The sequence below is a fragment of the Zunongwangia atlantica 22II14-10F7 genome (genome assembly GCF_002094855.1).
Classification (GTDB): Bacteria; Bacteroidota; Bacteroidia; order Flavobacteriales; family Flavobacteriaceae; genus Zunongwangia; species Zunongwangia atlantica.
Genome location: NZ_ARYN01000004.1, coordinates 24,508 through 40,611, shown reverse-complemented (window position 1 = coordinate 40,611; position 16,104 = coordinate 24,508). Strand labels below are relative to the sequence as shown.

Annotated in this window: 17 protein-coding genes; 8 read left to right on the top strand and 9 right to left on the bottom strand. The window is 33.8% G+C overall.

Translation table 11 applies throughout. The annotated features are described in order from the left end of the window. Window positions 1-14: 14 nt before the first annotated feature. Both IIF7_RS05025 and nadC read right to left on the bottom strand, forming a co-directional pair. The gene (locus IIF7_RS05025; RefSeq protein WP_084840596.1) at window positions 15-947 is read right to left on the bottom strand and encodes a YihY/virulence factor BrkB family protein; all 933 of its coding nucleotides are present in this window, start codon (window positions 945-947) and stop codon (window positions 15-17) included. A gap of 3 nt (window positions 948-950) precedes the next feature. Then, window positions 951-1,808 carry a carboxylating nicotinate-nucleotide diphosphorylase gene (gene nadC, locus IIF7_RS05020; RefSeq protein ID WP_084840595.1) on the bottom strand — a complete coding sequence of 286 codons (858 nt, stop codon included), beginning with the start codon at window positions 1,806-1,808 and terminating at the stop codon, window positions 951-953. Between the two features lie 51 nt (window positions 1,809-1,859). Here nadC and rlmH point away from each other — a divergent pair, with 51 nt between their 5' ends. From rlmH to IIF7_RS05000, 4 genes are all read left to right on the top strand, one after another. Next, a complete protein-coding gene (gene rlmH / locus IIF7_RS05015) occupies window positions 1,860-2,333 on the top strand; it encodes a 23S rRNA (pseudouridine(1915)-N(3))-methyltransferase RlmH (protein ID WP_084840594.1) in 474 nt (157 codons plus the stop codon). Window positions 2,334-2,338: 5 nt separating this feature from the next. Further along, window positions 2,339-2,911, top strand: coding sequence for a non-canonical purine NTP diphosphatase (locus IIF7_RS05010; RefSeq protein ID WP_084840593.1), 573 nt, complete (start codon window positions 2,339-2,341; stop codon window positions 2,909-2,911). Between the two features lie 72 nt (window positions 2,912-2,983). Next, complete coding sequence (locus IIF7_RS05005) at window positions 2,984-4,795, top strand: DEAD/DEAH box helicase (protein ID WP_084840592.1); 1,812 nt, start codon at window positions 2,984-2,986, stop codon at window positions 4,793-4,795. A gap of 66 nt (window positions 4,796-4,861) precedes the next feature. Next, complete coding sequence (locus tag IIF7_RS05000; protein ID WP_176218897.1) at window positions 4,862-5,626, top strand: carboxypeptidase-like regulatory domain-containing protein; 765 nt, start codon at window positions 4,862-4,864, stop codon at window positions 5,624-5,626. Here the strand turns inward: IIF7_RS05000 and IIF7_RS04995 are convergent. Continuing rightward, complete coding sequence (locus tag IIF7_RS04995; RefSeq protein ID WP_084840591.1) at window positions 5,623-6,159, bottom strand: SRPBCC family protein; 537 nt, start codon at window positions 6,157-6,159, stop codon at window positions 5,623-5,625. The two genes, IIF7_RS05000 and IIF7_RS04995, sit on opposite strands and share 4 nt — an antisense overlap. A 32-nt stretch (window positions 6,160-6,191) precedes the next feature. After that, window positions 6,192-6,845 carry a TrmH family RNA methyltransferase gene (locus IIF7_RS04990; RefSeq protein WP_084840590.1) on the bottom strand — a complete coding sequence of 218 codons (654 nt, stop codon included), beginning with the start codon at window positions 6,843-6,845 and terminating at the stop codon, window positions 6,192-6,194. 280 nt (window positions 6,846-7,125) lie between these two features. On the opposite strand from IIF7_RS04990, the gene IIF7_RS04985 reads away from it, so the two are divergent. From IIF7_RS04985 to IIF7_RS04970, 4 genes are all read left to right on the top strand, one after another. Then, a complete protein-coding gene (locus IIF7_RS04985; protein ID WP_084840589.1) occupies window positions 7,126-7,815 on the top strand; it encodes an SIR2 family NAD-dependent protein deacylase in 690 nt (229 codons plus the stop codon). After that, on the top strand, window positions 7,812-8,345 hold the full coding sequence (locus IIF7_RS04980) for a hypothetical protein (RefSeq protein WP_084840588.1): 534 nt from the start codon (window positions 7,812-7,814) through the stop codon (window positions 8,343-8,345). Before IIF7_RS04985 ends, IIF7_RS04980 begins: the two co-directional genes overlap by 4 nt. A gap of 58 nt (window positions 8,346-8,403) precedes the next feature. Continuing rightward, on the top strand, window positions 8,404-9,741 hold the full coding sequence (gene purB / locus IIF7_RS04975) for an adenylosuccinate lyase (RefSeq protein ID WP_084840587.1): 1,338 nt from the start codon (window positions 8,404-8,406) through the stop codon (window positions 9,739-9,741). A gap of 134 nt (window positions 9,742-9,875) precedes the next feature. Continuing rightward, the gene (locus IIF7_RS04970) at window positions 9,876-10,610 is read left to right on the top strand and encodes a Bax inhibitor-1/YccA family protein (RefSeq protein WP_084840586.1); all 735 of its coding nucleotides are present in this window, start codon (window positions 9,876-9,878) and stop codon (window positions 10,608-10,610) included. A gap of 158 nt (window positions 10,611-10,768) precedes the next feature. Here IIF7_RS04970 and rfbD read toward each other — a convergent pair whose 3' ends face one another. From rfbD to IIF7_RS04945, 5 genes are all read right to left on the bottom strand, one after another. After that, window positions 10,769-11,620, bottom strand: a complete 852-nt coding sequence (rfbD, locus tag IIF7_RS04965) for a dTDP-4-dehydrorhamnose reductase (protein WP_084840585.1) — start codon at window positions 11,618-11,620, stop codon at window positions 10,769-10,771. A gap of 1 nt (window position 11,621) precedes the next feature. Continuing rightward, window positions 11,622-12,185 carry a dTDP-4-dehydrorhamnose 3,5-epimerase gene (gene rfbC, locus IIF7_RS04960; protein WP_084840584.1) on the bottom strand — a complete coding sequence of 188 codons (564 nt, stop codon included), beginning with the start codon at window positions 12,183-12,185 and terminating at the stop codon, window positions 11,622-11,624. Next, window positions 12,185-13,042, bottom strand: a complete 858-nt coding sequence (gene rfbA, locus IIF7_RS04955; RefSeq protein WP_084840583.1) for a glucose-1-phosphate thymidylyltransferase RfbA — start codon at window positions 13,040-13,042, stop codon at window positions 12,185-12,187. The genes rfbC and rfbA overlap by 1 nt, the downstream gene beginning before the upstream one ends. Window positions 13,043-13,071: 29 nt before the next feature. Next, window positions 13,072-14,103 carry a dTDP-glucose 4,6-dehydratase gene (rfbB, locus tag IIF7_RS04950; RefSeq protein WP_084840582.1) on the bottom strand — a complete coding sequence of 344 codons (1,032 nt, stop codon included), beginning with the start codon at window positions 14,101-14,103 and terminating at the stop codon, window positions 13,072-13,074. A gap of 209 nt (window positions 14,104-14,312) precedes the next feature. Next, window positions 14,313-15,878, bottom strand: coding sequence for a hypothetical protein (locus IIF7_RS04945; protein ID WP_084840581.1), 1,566 nt, complete (start codon window positions 15,876-15,878; stop codon window positions 14,313-14,315). Window positions 15,879-16,104: the final 226 nt, after the last annotated feature.

The following is a 16,104-nucleotide window of genomic DNA, read 5'->3' as shown; positions in this document are numbered from 1 at the left end:
TAGTTAAAATAAATTTATTTAAAATTTTTCTTCAGTTTTATTAAAGAGGCGTTAAGTTCGAACCCCAACAAAAGAATATTAGCATTTAACCAAATATACACCATTAAAATTAACAATGCTCCAATAGAACCGTACAATTCGTTATAATTTGAAAAATTTTCAATGTATAAACCGAATAAAAATGAAGTGATTAAAATCAAAATTGTGGTGAAAAATGCACCAACAGAGAAAAATCTTGCCTGCCGTGCTTCTTTTGTTCCGAAGTAATACAAAGTTGCAACTGCAATATAAATAAGTATTACAAACGCAAAATATTTAACTACTCCGGCTCCTGTACCATCATCTGCTATTAAGCCATAATCACTTAAATCTTCTACGGCATAGGTTAAATATACCATTAATATTACGGTAAGAAGCAAAAGAAATGCCAAAACTAGCGAAACGCCAATGGCCACGATATACTGCCTAAATAAAGAACGTTTAATTTTGGTATGATAAGAAAACTCAAAGCCAGTAAAAATAGCGTTCACACCATTGGTCATTAAAAATATAGAAAGTATAAATGAGAACGAAAGCAAGCCACCACGAGGATTATTGGCAATATCTGCAAAAATATCACTAACATATTCCTGTGTTTCGGGTGGTAAAAGTGTGTCTATAAAAAGTAAAAATTTAATTCTGAAATCGTCGATAAGATTGGTCTCTTCAACATAAGGGATTAGATTGAAGATAAACAGCAAAAAAGGGAAAAGCGCCATAAAAAAACTAAAAGCAATGGCACTGGCTCTAGACGAAAACGTACCATGAATAATGCCGCCACTATAAATATCCCACAAATGGTAAAAGGAAAGACCATCTGTACCCGGCAAAATAACTTTACCAGATGTTCTTTTCCACCAGGCTGAAATATTATCCAGTTTAGCTGTGATCGCCTCGAGTATCGACATATTTTACATAGCTTTTAAGCTAAGATCCATATTATAAACCGAATGGGTTAAAGCCCCGCTCGAAATATAATCTACACCACATTCGGCATATTTTCTGGCAGTTTCTAAAGTTATTCCGCCGCTAGATTCGGTTAAGCATTGGTTACCTATAAATTCGACTGCTTTTTTAGTATCAGCATAATTAAAATTGTCGATTAGGATTCGGTACACTCCGCCCTCCTCTAAAATTTCTTCGATTTCTTTCATATCCCGGGCTTCAACAATAATTTTAAGATCAAGATTGTTTGTTTCCAGATACTTTTTTGTTTTCTTGATGGCTTTGGCCACTCCACCCGCAAAATCGATATGATTATCTTTTAGCATGATCATATCATAAAGTGCAAAGCGATGATTTTCACCGCCACCAATTTTTACGGCCCATTTTTCTAAAGCACGAATTCCTGGTGTGGTTTTTCTGGTATCAAGTATTTTGGTGCCGGTACCTTCAAGTTTATCTACAAATTCTTTGGTTTTAGTGGCAATAGCACTCATTCGTTGCATCGCATTAAGCACTAATCGTTCAGCTTTTAAAATAGATTGCGAAGCAGCTTCAACATAAAAAGCTACATCTCCTTTCTTCACTTTTTCGCCATCATTGATCTTAATATCCAGTTTCACTTCAGGATCTACATATTCAAAAACTTTTTTTGCAAAAGCAACTCCGGCTAAAATACCATTGTCTTTTACCAAAAGTTGTGCTTTTCCTTTAGCTTCCGCAGGAATACAAGCGAGTGAACTGTGATCGCCATCACCAATATCTTCCCTAATAGCGTTGGATATGATTAATTCAATTTCTTTTTCAAATTGTGCTGCTGAGATCATTTGCAATACTTATTTTTGTAAATGTAGGAAAGTCTGCGCTAAATATACCGAATGACGATAAAATTACTCTGCATAGGAAAAACCGACAGCAAGGAATTACAAAAACTAATTGAAGTCTATCTAAAACGGCTTCAGTTTTATACAAAATTTGAAATCGACGTAATTCCTGATTTGAAAAAGGCTAAAAATTTAGACGAAAATCAGCAAAAATCGAAAGAAGGCGAATTGATCCTGAATAAAGTTCAAACCTCAGATTATTTAGTGCTTTTGGATGAAAATGGAAAACAATTTTCTTCAGAAGCCTTTTCAGAATACCTTCAGAAAAGAATGAATAGCGGCTTAAAACAACTCATTTTTGTTATTGGTGGCCCTTATGGATTTTCTGAAGCGGTGTATCAACGCGCCAATGGTAAAATATCCTTATCTAAAATGACGTTCTCCCACCAAATGGTGCGTCTTTTTGTAACCGAACAAATTTATCGCGGCTTTACTATCTTAAAAAACGAACCTTATCACCACAGATAATTTATATGGAATTAGTATTTGCAACTCACAATAAAAATAAATTCAAAGAAATCGAAGCCATGCTTCCAGAACATATTACTTTATTATCCTTAGATGATATTGGCTGCACTGAAGATATTGTTGAAACTGCCGATACCATCGATGGTAACGCCATTTTAAAAGCTGAATATGTTCGCCATCGTTATGGCTACAATTGTTTTGCTGATGATACCGGTCTAGAAGTTCAAGCATTGGCGGGAGCTCCTGGAGTATATTCTGCTCGCTACGCTGGCGAACAAAAAGATGACAAGGCAAATGTTGCTAAATTATTAGAGCAATTAAAAGATAAGGAAAGTAGAAAAGCGCATTTTAAAACCGTGATAGCGTTAAATCTAGAAAATAACGAAAATCTTTTTACCGGTATTTGTGAAGGTGAGATCATAGAAGAACGAAAAGGAGAAAAAGGCTTTGGTTACGATCCTGTTTTTGTACCTACTGGCTATAATCGCACATTTGCAGAAATGGAAATGAAAGAAAAAGCTGAAATTAGCCACCGAGGTAAAGCTTTTAGAGCTTTAATTAATTATCTTTCAAAATAATAGCCGAATTAAAAATATAAATGCGATAAGCTGTAAACTAATACGTACATTTGCAGCTTATTAAATTTTATAATGAATAAATTCCAAGAATTAGGTTTAAATTCCTCGATCTTAAAAGCTATTGAAGACATGGGCTTTGAAAGTCCAAGTGAAGTACAGGAAAAAACCATCCCCATTTTATTAGACGAAGAGACTGATATGGTTGCGTTAGCCCAGACCGGGACAGGAAAGACGGCAGCTTTTGGTTTCCCTTTGATTCAGAAAATTAACCCCAAATCAAAGCACACTCAGGCACTTATTTTATCTCCTACCAGAGAATTGTGTTTGCAGATCACAAACGAACTTAAAAACTATTCTAAATACGAGCCTTCACTTTACCCTGTTGCGGTTTATGGTGGAGCCAGCATTACAGAACAGGCAAAACAAATAGAGCGAGGCGCTCAAATTATTGTTGCGACTCCTGGAAGAATGCAGGATATGATAAGACGCGGTCTTACCGATATTTCGAAAATCGAATACTGCGTTTTAGATGAAGCAGATGAAATGCTGAATATGGGATTCTATGAAGATATCACTTCAATCCTTTCACATACTCCAAAAGAAAAAAGCACCTGGTTATTTTCGGCAACCATGCCAAAAGAAGTAGCTACGATTGCTAAAAAATTTATGCGTAACCCTATTGAAGTTACCGTAGGTAGCAAGAATATGGGTTCTAATAACGTTTCTCACGAATTTTACCTAGTAAACGCTCGTGATCGTTACGCTGCATTAAAACGTTTGGCAGATGCTAATCCAGATATTTTCTCTGTAATATTTTGCCGCACCAAAAGAGATACGCAAAAAGTGGCAGAGCGTTTAATCGAAGATGGTTATTCGGCTGCTGCATTACACGGAGATTTGAGTCAGAATCAACGTGATTTGGTAATGAAATCTTTTAGAAGTCGCCAAATCCAGATGCTGGTAGCTACAGATGTGGCTGCACGAGGAATTGACGTAGACGATATTACCCACGTAATAAATTACCAGCTTCCAGACGAAGTAGAAACCTATACGCACCGTAGTGGTCGTACCGGCCGTGCCGGTAAAACTGGTACATCGATGGTGATCGTTTCTAAAAGTGAGCTTCGAAAAATTAAAAGTATCGAGCGTATCATCAAACAGTCTTTTGATGAGAAACAATTACCAGATGGAAAAGACATCTGTAAAGTACAGCTATTACACTTAGCCAATGATATTAAAGATACTGCTATTAATCACGAAATTGATGCGTATTTACCTAATATCAATAAAGTGCTTGAAGAATTCAGTAAAGAAGAATTAATTAAAAAATTCTTTTCAGTAGAGTTTACAAGATTCTTTAACTACTATAAAGATGCCAGCGATCTTGCTCCGGTAAGTGGTGGTGCAAATGTAGACCTTGATCCAAACTCTACCCGTTACTTTATGAACGTTGGTAAGAAAGATGGATTCGACTGGATGAGCTTAAAAGACTTCCTAAAAGATGCATTACAACTAGGAAAAGATGGTGTATTTAAGGTAGACGTTAAAGACAGCTTTTCTTTCTTTAATACTGAAAACTCTGAAACAGACAAAGTTCTTAACGCATTTAGCGATTTTGAATATCAGGGTAGAAAAATTAATGTAGAAATCACCAAAAACTCCAATAGTGGCGGTGGTAAAGGCGGTGGCCGCAGGCGTAAAGGTCGTAACGGCGGTGGCGGTTTTGGAAAAAGTGACGACAGATCTTCAGGTAAAGGAAGATCCAGATCTAAAGATTCAAAAAACTCTAAAGACAACGGCTTTAAAGGTAAAAAATCAAAGCGTTCAGGTAGTCGCGGTAAAAATATAGAAAGTTCTATTAAAAGAAGAAAATCCAAAAAATAAGCTAGGTTTTAGCCTATTTTGGCATCATTTTTTAGAATGATTTTCATATTTTAGGCCCCAAGATTTATGAAGCAGTTAGTTACTTTTTTATTTTCAGTATTTTTTGTTTGCCAAATAGCAAGCGCTCAGGATGTTATTTCAGGAACCGTGATGAATGCGGCTAATGACGTGCCATTAGAGAATGTTCATATTGTAAACCTTAACCAGGTAAAAGGAAGCACTTCTGAAGAAGATGGTTCTTTTAAATTGCAGGCAACAGCAAATGACACCTTATATTTTACTTATTTAGGTTTTAAATCTATTAAAGTAAGGGTAACTAACGATTGGCTTAAATACGGAAATGTAAAAGTGAAAATGACAGAAGTTGGGATCGCTTTGGAAGAAGTGACCGTGAGTGACGTAAAACTTACCGGTTATCTTGAAATCGACGCTAAGAATATCCCAATTTATGAAAATAAGAGATATAGTATTTCCGGCCTTAATATTGGTTATGAGGCCGGAGGTTCTTCTCCTAATGCTTTTAATAAAGTAATTGGATCTATTTTTAATCCTGCCGATGCATTGAACAATCTATTTAGCCGAAGAGAGCGTCAAATGCGTAAGCTTAGGCAAATGAAAGAAGACGAAAGTATTCGTGATCTTTTAGGCTCTAAATATAATCGCGAAACATTAAGCGCAATGCTACAGCTTAGTAAAGCTGAAATCGAAGAAGTTTTAAGTAGGTGTAACTATTCCGAAGATTTTGTAAAAACAGCTACAGATTTACAAATCCTTGATGCCATAAGTGGTTGTTGGGAAGAATATAAATTACTACAGCGTAACAAAAATTAGAAGTTGCTTTCTTCTAAGTAGCTTTTAAGGTTTTGAAGACTCTTTTCAAAATCATTGCCTAATCGATTCTCCATACTGTAGAAAATAGAAATCACAGAATAAGGAAATGGTAAATAACCACGTACACCAAAGACGATTTTAGTTCTTTCTGGCTGTATTTCTTTTGATGCAAAATATACTAAAGCTACTGCTTCTGCGGGTTTTACTACAAGTAATTTTATTTCGAAAACATGGCCGGGTTTTACTTTTATAATCTTTTGAGTGCCCTCACCAATACTTTTATCACCTTTCCAATATACAATTGCACCTTCCTTGCCATCCTCTCCCTTAAATTTTAAGTGAGTAAGCTTAGCATTTTGTAATTGAGAAACCCATTTTTGTTGGTTCTTAAGTTGTCTTACAAAACCAAAAATATCTGCTTTAGATCTATTTATAACAATAGTTCTACTTACATCATAATCTTTCTTAGACCAGGCATGTAAAAAAGCTACAAACGTAATTATCGCAATAATAACGTAGAAGAAAAGCGTCATTGGTGTAATTTACTTTTTGTTAAAATTAGCAATTATTTCGAATAAAAATGAGAAATAAGCTCACTACTATTTTTAAGGTTATTCTTAAGCCATTGTAATTTTAAGTCTTCTTTCTCTTCTTCATTAAGTTGCCAATTCACAGCTTCTTTTCTTATCCGTTCAGCTAGACTTTGTAAGATAATTGCGGCAGAAACAGAGATATTTAAACTCTCTGTAAAACCGTACATGGGGATTTTTAAAGTACAATCTGCTTCTTTCATTATTTCTTCTGATAATCCATAACGCTCTGTCCCGAAGAATAAAGCCGACTTCTTATTGACATCAAAATCTCCCAAGTGTAAAGAATCATTATGGGGGCTTGTCGCTACAATTTGATAGCCATTTTCCCGTAAATGCGATATACACTCTTTTGCTGAAGCATGACGATTCACAGTAACCCATTTTTGAGCGCCCATGGCGATCTCGCGATCTATCCTTTTAGGAAATTTTTCTTCGATTACATGTACATTTTGGATTCCAAAAACATCACAACTTCGTATAACTGCGCTTGTATTATGTAATTGATATACATCTTGTGTAGCCACAGTTATATGATTAGTTCGTTGATCGATCACTTTTTTAATAAGCGACCTTCTACGATCGGTAAGAAAATCTTCTAAGTAAGAAATTAAAGCAGGGTCATTCATATATCATCAAAAATATAAAAATGAAATTACTAAATGTATAAAAGATGCTATAAAAGCCCATTCAGCCTTAAATATCGTGCGTAATAAAAATGAAAATCATTCAAATTACTGCTTAAAAATTTAAAATTTAGCGTCTGTAAATAACAAATGAATTACAGTAACATAAAATTGAAATCTAAATCGCTATAAAAGTTAATATTCGATAAAAATTGTATTGATTTTTATCGAATATAAGGTTCAGGTTTCTTCAAAATAATTATCTTTTTCAAAATTTCTTTTTATGAAAAATCTTGTAGTACTTACAGGGGCAGGAATTAGTGCCGAAAGTGGTATAAAAACCTTTAGAGATGCTGATGGTTTATGGGAAGGCCACGATGTGATGCAGGTAGCTTCGCCTTTAGGCTGGGAAAAAGACCAGGAACTGGTACTCGATTTTTATAATCAGCGTAGAAAACAGTTGTTAAGCGTTGATCCTAATAAAGCACATATAGTTTTGGCCGAATTAGAACAGGATTTTAACGTTGAAATTATTACACAAAACATCGACGATCTTCACGAACGTGCCGGCAGTGCTAATGTTTTGCATTTACATGGCGAACTTTTAAAAGCCCGCAGCACTTTTGATGAAAATTTAGTGCTCGATTGGAAACAAGATATTAAGATTGGTGATTTTTGCGAACATAATTTTCAATTACGCCCGCATGTGGTTTGGTTTGGTGAAGCGGTCCCAAAGATGGAAAAAGCCATTCAAAAAGTATCGCAAGCCGATATTATTGCAATTATAGGAACATCAATGCAAGTTTACCCGGCAGCTGGTCTAATAGATTTTGCATCGCCGCAAACGCCAGTTTATTTTATCGATCCTAATCCTAATATTCAGGAGAATGAATATCTAAATATTTATGCTGAAAAAGCAGTAAGTGGCGTCCCAAAAATGGCTGAAGAACTTCGCAAAAAATTTGTCTCGTGAATGTCGAATTTCATCTAGAGAAAATGACCATGCATGCTGAAAGTAGAGCAAACTTAAGCAGGATAATTAGCAAAAATCAGTTTCTACCGGATTTAATTCAGATTATTCAGCAATCTACAGTATATCGCCTTAAAGCAATTGTGGCTTTAGAATTTTATACCAGGGATCATTGGGAAGAAGTAAAAAATTATTCCGAAGAAATCATTGAAATTTCAACCAAAATCACTTCAGAAACCGAGAAGCGCTGCATTTCAAAATTATTGGAGAAAATTAGCGAATTTCAATATAAAGAATCAGGTTTTAAAATTCCGCAGCAATCTTTAGAAAAAATGGCCAGTGTTTGTTTCGACTGGCTTTTAGTAAACAGTAAAACCGCAACAAAAGCTTTTGCGATGCAAAGTCTTTTTTACCTGGGTTTTAAAATAGGCTGGATTCACCCGGAATTGAGAGCATATTTAGAACAAAATCTGGCTAAGGAATCTGCCGGTTTTAAATCTCGCGGAACAAAAATTTTAAAGAATTTAAGATAGTGGTTTCTTAGATGGTTTTGAAGCACTATCTTTACGCTTTAACTTTTAAAATAAGAAAATGACTCCGCTAAATGCAATTTCTCCGATAGACGGAAGATATCATTCTAAAACAAAAGCTTTATCGGCTTATTTTAGTGAAAAAGCGCTTATAAAATATCGTGTAAAAGTAGAAGTTGAATATTTTATTGCTTTATGTAAACTTCCTTTACCTCAGTTAAAAGATGTAGATGAGGCTGTTTTTCCACAACTTCGTGGGTTGTACGAAAACTTTACAATTCAGGATGCACAGGCTATAAAAGAGATTGAAAAAACCACCAATCACGATGTTAAAGCGGTAGAATATTTTTTAAAAGAAGAGTTTGAAAAATTAGGCCTGGAAAAGTCTAAAGAATTTATACATTTTGGGCTTACTTCTCAGGATATTAATAATACAGCGGTTCCGCTTTCGTTAAAAGATGCGATAGAGGAAGTTTATATACCACAATTAGACGAAATTCTAAGCAAATTAAAATCGCTTGCTAAAGATTGGAAAGATGTACCAATGCTTGCCCGTACTCACGGCCAGCCTGCCTCTCCTACTCGACTTGGTAAAGAAATAGAGGTTTTTACTGCTCGACTAAAGGAACAAAAAGAGCTTTTAGATGCTTGTAGTCACGCTGCTAAATTTGGTGGCGCAACAGGAAATTATAATGCTCATTTTGTAGCATATCCAGAAATTGACTGGAAAAAATTTGGTAGCGGCTTTGTTGAAAACACTCTTGGTTTAAAACATTCTTTCCCAACAACTCAAATCGAGCATTACGATCACATGGCTGCTCTTTTTGATGCTTTAAAAAGAATAAACACCATAATCCTAGATTTAGATAAAGATATCTGGACGTATGTTTCTATGGATTATTTTAAGCAAAAGATCAAAGCTGGAGAAATAGGAAGCTCTGCCATGCCACATAAGGTAAATCCTATCGATTTTGAAAACAGTGAAGGGAACTTGGGTATCGCGAATGCTATTTTTGAGCATTTAGCCGCTAAATTACCAGTGAGTAGATTACAGCGAGATTTAACTGATAGTACTGTTTTAAGAAATATAGGCGTTCCTGTTGGGCACACAGTTATTGGATTCCAGTCGACTTTAAAAGGCTTGAATAAATTATTGCTGAATGAAGAAAAGCTTAATGCAGATCTTGAAGCAAACTGGGCCGTAGTTGCTGAAGCTATTCAGACAATCTTAAGACGTGAAGGTTTTAAAAATCCTTACGAAACTTTAAAAGGCCTTACTCGTACTAACGAAAAGATCAATAAAACAAGTATCGCTAACTTTATTGAAAACTTAGAAGTAGAAGATAATATTAAGGAAGAATTAAAGAAAATTACTCCGCAAAACTATACCGGAATCTAATTTACATTTTTTATTCTTATTGAATATCAAAGGATTGCCAGTGGCAATCCTTTTTTGTATCACAACTAATAGAAATTCGACTATTTTTGTAATAAATAAATCTATATTTTTACACTAAACCGTAAATTGAAATTATGAATTCAGACTCTCAAATATCAGAAAATATAAATCCTGAAGAACAGGTAATTTACTCTGATGCGCAACTTAAACAAGGGCAAACAGCTTATATAAATAAGGTTTTTAACTGGATGTCACTGGCACTTCTAATTACCGGTGTAACTGCATTTTTTGCAGCTGGTAGTTATGAATTGATGAATTTAATCTTCTCTAATAAGCTTGTTTTTTACGGACTTTTAATTGGGGAAGTTTTATTAGTTGGATATATTGGCGCTAATATTCAAAAGTTGTCGACTACTACCGCTACAGCTTTATTTATCCTGTATTCCGTGTTAAATGGTATTACTTTATCATTTATTTTACTTGTATTTACCTCAGCTTCTATAGCGACCACTTTTTTTGTAACTGCCGGTACGTTTGGTGCTATGAGTGCTTACGGATATTTTACTAAAAGAGATCTTACCAGTATTGGTAATCTTTGCTTTATGGCATTAATCGGGATTATAATCGCCTCGATCGTAAACATTTTCTTTTTTAGCGAAATTTTATATTGGGTAATTACTTATGCCGGTGTTTTGATTTTTGTTGGCCTAACTGCTTACGACACTCAAAAGATCAAAAGAATGTATAGAGCAGGAATGGAAGATTCAGATATCGGCCATAATTTGGCTTTAATGGGAGCTATTACACTTTACTTAGACTTTATAAATATGTTCCTTTTCCTACTTAGAATCTTTGGAAATAGGAAATAGAAAAAATTGCTTCAAGTCTATGTATTTGTTTGAAAATAGTTTTATTTAGACATCACTATAAAAATCGTGAACTGGAGGATTTAAACTCAATTATCGAGTTAAAAGTTAAATATTAGAAACTATAAAAAAGCTTCAATTAAAATTGAAGCTTTTTTGTTTTAGTTTATATTCTGAATAGCTTTTGAAAGCGAATCCTGCCAATTCGGAATTTCAATCTGAAAAGTACTTTTTATCTTAGATTTATCTAAAACACTGAATGAAGGTCTTTTTGCAGGTGTTGGATAATCCTTAGATCGTATAGGTTTTAATTTACAATTGACCCCAGCCAAATTAAAGATGTTAAATGCGAAATCATACCAACTGGCAACTCCTTCATTGCTATAATGGTAAACTCCGTAATCTTTTGATTGAGATTGGATGATACCAAGAATCACTTCAGCTAAATCCATAGCATAAGTTGGTGTACCTACCTGATCAAAAACAACAGATAATTCTTCTCGTTCCTTACCATACTTCAGCATCGATTTTAAAAAGTTATTCCCAAATTCAGAATATAACCAGGAAGTTCTAATGATAAAAAATTGATCTAAATTTTGTATAATCTTAGATTCTCCTTCAAGTTTAGTTTGACCATAAACTCCTAAAGCAAGCGTTTTATCGTCTTCTAAATAAGGTATAGAATTATCTCCAGAGAAAACAAAATCTGTAGAAATATGTATTAATTTAACCTGAGATTTAGCACAAGATTTTGCAAGATTTTCAACAGCAACATGATTTATGATATCAGCTTTCTTTGCATCAGATTCTGCTTTATCAACCTGCGTATAAGCAGCGCAATTAATGCAATAATCGTAATTATAATTAGATAATTCTTGCTCTATTTTTTTTGCATTAGTAATATCTAATTCCGAAGAACTTCTAAAAACAAGTTCAAATTGATAAGAACTGCTTAACTTTTCAATACATTGTGCAAGTTGCCCTTTACCACCAGTAACAAGAATTTTAAGCATACTATTGTACTTCGGAATATTGAGAAATATAATCTTTAAAACTTGGTAAAACCAAATCTTTATCTGATATGATCAATTCTTCCTCAGATAAATGCCAATCTATTCCAAGATCTTTATCATTATAAATGATTCCTGCTTCAGCTTCTTTATTATAAAAATTGTCGCATTTATAGTAAAAAAGCGCTGTTTCACTTAAAACAACAAATCCATGAGCGCAACCTCTGGGAACAAATAATTGCTTTTTATTTTCTTCGGAAAGCAATGTACTATAAACCTCACCAAATGTTTTGCTTCCTTTTCTAAGATCTACCACGACATCTAAAACCTTTCCTTGCAAAGCAGAAACTAATTTTGCCTGAGAGAAATCACCTTCCTGCAGATGAAGCCCTCTTAAAACGCCTCTTTGTGAAAATGACTGATTATCCTGAACAAATTCTGTATTTATACCTGTTTCTTGCTGAAAAACTTTTTTATTAAAACTTTCATAGAAATATCCTCTTTTATCATTTATTATTTTTGGTTCAATTTCAAAACAGCCTTCTATGCTAGTTCTTTTTACTTTCATTAAATTGTTGCTAATAAATTTTTACTGTATCCACTTTTTAGAAAGGGCTCAGTTAAACTCACAAATTGCTCTTTTGTGATGTATCCCATTTTTAAAGCTGAAGCCTCGATAGCACCAACTTTTAGCCCTTGTCTTTCTTCAATTACTTGAACAAATTGGGACGCCTGCATTAAAGAATTAAATGTTCCTGTATCGAGCCAGGCCGTTCCGCGGTCTAATATACTAACATTAAGTTTTCCTTGATTAAGATATTCCTTATTTATATCAGTTATTTCTAATTCTCCTCGCTTACTTGGTTTTATATTCTTGGCTATATCTATAACATTATTGTCGTAAAAGTAAATTCCGGGTACTGCATAGTTTGATTTTGGTATTGATGGTTTTTCTTCGATAGAAATTGCTTTTTGATTATCATCAAACTCTACAACACCGTATCTTTCGGGATCTGTCACATGATATGCATAAATGATTCCTCCATCTGGTTCATTGTTTGCCTGTAATAAATTAGATAATCCAGAACCGTAAAAAATATTATCACCTAATACCAATGCAACTTTATCTTTACCTATAAAATCTTCACCAATTAAAAAAGCTTGAGCCAAGCCCTCTGGTCTAGGTTGAACTGCATATTCAAAAATACAGCCATATTTAGCTCCATCTCCCAATAATTTTTTAAATAAAGGCATATCGTGAGGGGTACTTATAATTAAAATTTCTCTTATCCCTGCTTCCATTAAAGTTGAAAGTGGATAGTAGATCATTGGTTTATCATAGATAGGCATTAATTGTTTACTTACTGCTATTGTACAAGGATGGAGTCTTGTACCAGATCCTCCTGCTAAAATTATTCCTTTCATATAATCTGGTTATGTTAGTTTTTGGTTAATCAAACAGTCTCAAGAATACTTTTATATTTATTTAAATACCAGTCAACTGTCAATTCAATTCCGGTTTCAAAGTTTTCATCTGCCTTCCACCCTAAATCATTCTCAATTTTTGTGGCATCAATAGCATACCTAAAGTCATGTCCTGCTCTATCTGTAACATAAGATATTTGTTCCGCATAACTTTTACCAGAATTTAATGGAACTTTTTGATCGAGTATTTCACAAATCTTTTCAGCAATATAGATATTGGTTCGCTCATTTCTGCCACCTATATTATAAGTTTCTCCAGAAATTCCTTTCTTAAAAGCTAACTCGATTCCTTTACAGTGATCTAAAACGTAAAGCCAGTCTCTTATATTTTTACCATTCCCATAGATAGGAATATTTTCACCAGATAATGCCTTTCTAATAATAACAGGAATTAACTTTTCATCATGCTGTTTAGGTCCATAATTATTCGAACAATTTGTAGTAACTACATTCATCCCATAAGTATGGTGATAACTACGTACAATAAAATCTGAAGAAGCTTTAGATGCACTATAAGGGCTATTAGGGGCATAAGCCGTAGTTTCGTGAAATAGTCCCTTTTCGCCTAATGTGCCATAAACTTCATCTGTAGAAACGTGATGAAATCTAGAGTTTATATATTCTTCCTTGTAATTCCCTGCAGAAATCATCCAATACTTTTTAGCGACATCTAAAAGGTTAAATGTTCCCATAATATTGGTTTGCATAAAAGCATCAGGATTGGTGATACTATTATCTACGTGAGACTCTGCAGCTAAATGTATAACATCCCGAATGTCGTATTTAGAAAATAGCTGATCTATGAAATCTCTATTACAAATATCTCCCTTTTCGAAAATATATCTAGAATTATCAGATATCTCAAATAAATTAAGAACATCTCCTGCGTAGGTTAACGCGTCTACGTTAATGATTGATTTGTTAGGATTATTATTTAGAAAATGTATTATAAAATTTGATCCTATAAAGCCACAGCCCCCAGTAACTAGAATATTGCTCATCTTTTCTTTTATCTTTAAAATTAAGTAAATCAAAATGAATTAAATACTTTTTTTTCATTTACAATCAAAATATTCTAGTTATTAGATAATTAGATAAAAAAAAAGGATTAAAGGTTGAAATAAAAAAAATTAAGATTAAAGAAGAGAAACCAAAAAAGCTCAAAACTTAATAGAATTGAGCTTTTACGAAGTGTTATATTCAATTTATCTTATAGTCTTCTTACTAATTCTATATTGAAATTAGTACCGTCAGACATAATCACAATACTACTATCTGATTCAGATCCTCCCGCTATAATCTTTAGCATATCATTGGCGTTCAAAGATACCAGCTTAGTTTTAGAAACTGTTTTTACATCGTTATTTTTAACATTTGCAATAGATAAGCTTCCTGGTACATCATTATTATTTTTCTGTAATTTAAAATGTATATCTTTTCCTCCACCACTACCGGTATTACTAATCATAATACTATAGCTAATACGATAGATTCCTTTAATAGGTACCCTTATAGATCTATCTGTTGTTTCTACATTATTACTTAATACTACATCTGTTCCAAAATCAACTTCTTTCCAAACCGGGGAAGGGTTACTGCCGTTCCCTGCATTATTAAGCGGCGTTGGAGCATCTGATTTGAATACCTCTGCATACACAAAATAGTCTCCAAGATTTTCTTCACTCATCATCTGGTTCCATTTATTATTATACCAATAATAGAATCCAGGGGTCACGTCGTTTCGTGTAGCTGTATTGAATACAAGTAATCCATTTGCAGGACTAGAAACGGGGTTTTGCTGATCTGTTTTGTCTAGTTGAATTCTAGGCACTAAAACTCCTTTATTAGTACTAACAACATCTAACATAGCAGAACTATTAGGAGATCCAGTACCCACTCCTGTTCTGGTATCTGATCCACCAAGTGTAATTACTTTACTTTGTGAAGTTTTTGCCTGATAACCAATGGCATAAGAATGTGTTCCTGAAGCTTCGGCTTCTCTACCAATAGAGTAACTATCTATACCACTACTTTTAGACTGATAACCTAAAGAATATGCTCTGGTTCCTGAACTTGCAGCTTCGCGTCCAAAAGCGTATGTTTCGCTACCACTTGCACTACTATTATAACCGTAAGCATATACATCATTACCTGAAGCAGAAGATCCTCTACCATAAGCATAACCATCATTAGTACTAACAGCGGCAGAATAACCTATAGCAAAACCTCTTTCTCCACTAACTACAGCATTACGCCCAATGGCAATCCTATCTTTAATCCCGAATTGCGCCTGCTTCACGTTATTTACTTTAAATACTATTGGTTGCTCATTAGTAGAACCTAAAAACTCACTGCCATTTAAAGAATTACCATTTAGGGCCCAACCAGAACCATCTTCTAACTCTTTAAAACGTTCATCGATCTCATCCATGATATCATCGATATCAGATTGATTTTCGACTTTATCCCACTTTTCATTATCCCAAATATAAAATCCTTTCCGAAGATCATGGGAGTTATCATCTCTCCTATTGTATACTAAAAGACCTTCGGTAGGTTCATTTACAGTGTTTCTATCAGTCAAATTTTGAAGATCTACTTTTGGAAGTAATACTCCTTTATTTGTACTTTGAATATGTAAAACAGCTGATGGATCTGGATTTGAAGTTCCAATTCCTACCTGTGCAGATAATTCGCTAGAATTAAAAAATGCTACAAAAAATATTGAAAAAACTGTTAGAAGTAAGTTCTTTTTAAAGGGGTAATTTTTCTTCATCGTAAACCTTATATTAAGAATTCGTAATGGAGTAAATGGTTAAGTTGAAATCTAAAAACAAGGCAATATTAATGTTAAAAGTTTTCTAAAAAAAAAATTAACGACCACTTGCCAGTATAATCGTTTAAAAACACATAATACTATATTTCAACATATTACCCCTACAATTTCTTAATACCTTTTGTACATAAAACAAAGTTAATTTAGGTAATACCCCCAGAAATCA

What these genes read in the sequence shown, in the direction of transcription:
- IIF7_RS05000 (WP_176218897.1), top strand. Translation starts at nt 4,862, where the DNA reads ATGAAGCAGTTAGTTACTTTTTTATTTTCAGTATTTTTTGTTTGCCAA.
- IIF7_RS05005 (WP_084840592.1), top strand. Translation starts at nt 2,984, where the DNA reads ATGAATAAATTCCAAGAATTAGGTTTAAATTCCTCGATCTTAAAAGCT.
- rfbD (WP_084840585.1), bottom strand. Translation starts at nt 11,620, where the DNA reads ATGCTTAAAATTCTTGTTACTGGTGGTAAAGGGCAACTTGCACAATGT.
- purB (WP_084840587.1), top strand. Translation starts at nt 8,404, where the DNA reads ATGACTCCGCTAAATGCAATTTCTCCGATAGACGGAAGATATCATTCT.
- rfbC (WP_084840584.1), bottom strand. Translation starts at nt 12,185, where the DNA reads ATGAAAGTAAAAAGAACTAGCATAGAAGGCTGTTTTGAAATTGAACCA.
- IIF7_RS04990 (WP_084840590.1), bottom strand. Translation starts at nt 6,845, where the DNA reads ATGAATGACCCTGCTTTAATTTCTTACTTAGAAGATTTTCTTACCGAT.
- IIF7_RS04985 (WP_084840589.1), top strand. Translation starts at nt 7,126, where the DNA reads ATGAAAAATCTTGTAGTACTTACAGGGGCAGGAATTAGTGCCGAAAGT.
- IIF7_RS05010 (WP_084840593.1), top strand. Translation starts at nt 2,339, where the DNA reads ATGGAATTAGTATTTGCAACTCACAATAAAAATAAATTCAAAGAAATC.
- IIF7_RS04945 (WP_084840581.1), bottom strand. Translation starts at nt 15,878, where the DNA reads ATGAAGAAAAATTACCCCTTTAAAAAGAACTTACTTCTAACAGTTTTT.
- IIF7_RS04970 (WP_084840586.1), top strand. Translation starts at nt 9,876, where the DNA reads ATGAATTCAGACTCTCAAATATCAGAAAATATAAATCCTGAAGAACAG.
- IIF7_RS05025 (WP_084840596.1), bottom strand. Translation starts at nt 947, where the DNA reads ATGTCGATACTCGAGGCGATCACAGCTAAACTGGATAATATTTCAGCC.
- nadC (WP_084840595.1), bottom strand. Translation starts at nt 1,808, where the DNA reads ATGATCTCAGCAGCACAATTTGAAAAAGAAATTGAATTAATCATATCC.
- rlmH (WP_084840594.1), top strand. Translation starts at nt 1,860, where the DNA reads ATGACGATAAAATTACTCTGCATAGGAAAAACCGACAGCAAGGAATTA.
- IIF7_RS04995 (WP_084840591.1), bottom strand. Translation starts at nt 6,159, where the DNA reads ATGACGCTTTTCTTCTACGTTATTATTGCGATAATTACGTTTGTAGCT.
- rfbB (WP_084840582.1), bottom strand. Translation starts at nt 14,103, where the DNA reads ATGAGCAATATTCTAGTTACTGGGGGCTGTGGCTTTATAGGATCAAAT.
- rfbA (WP_084840583.1), bottom strand. Translation starts at nt 13,042, where the DNA reads ATGAAAGGAATAATTTTAGCAGGAGGATCTGGTACAAGACTCCATCCT.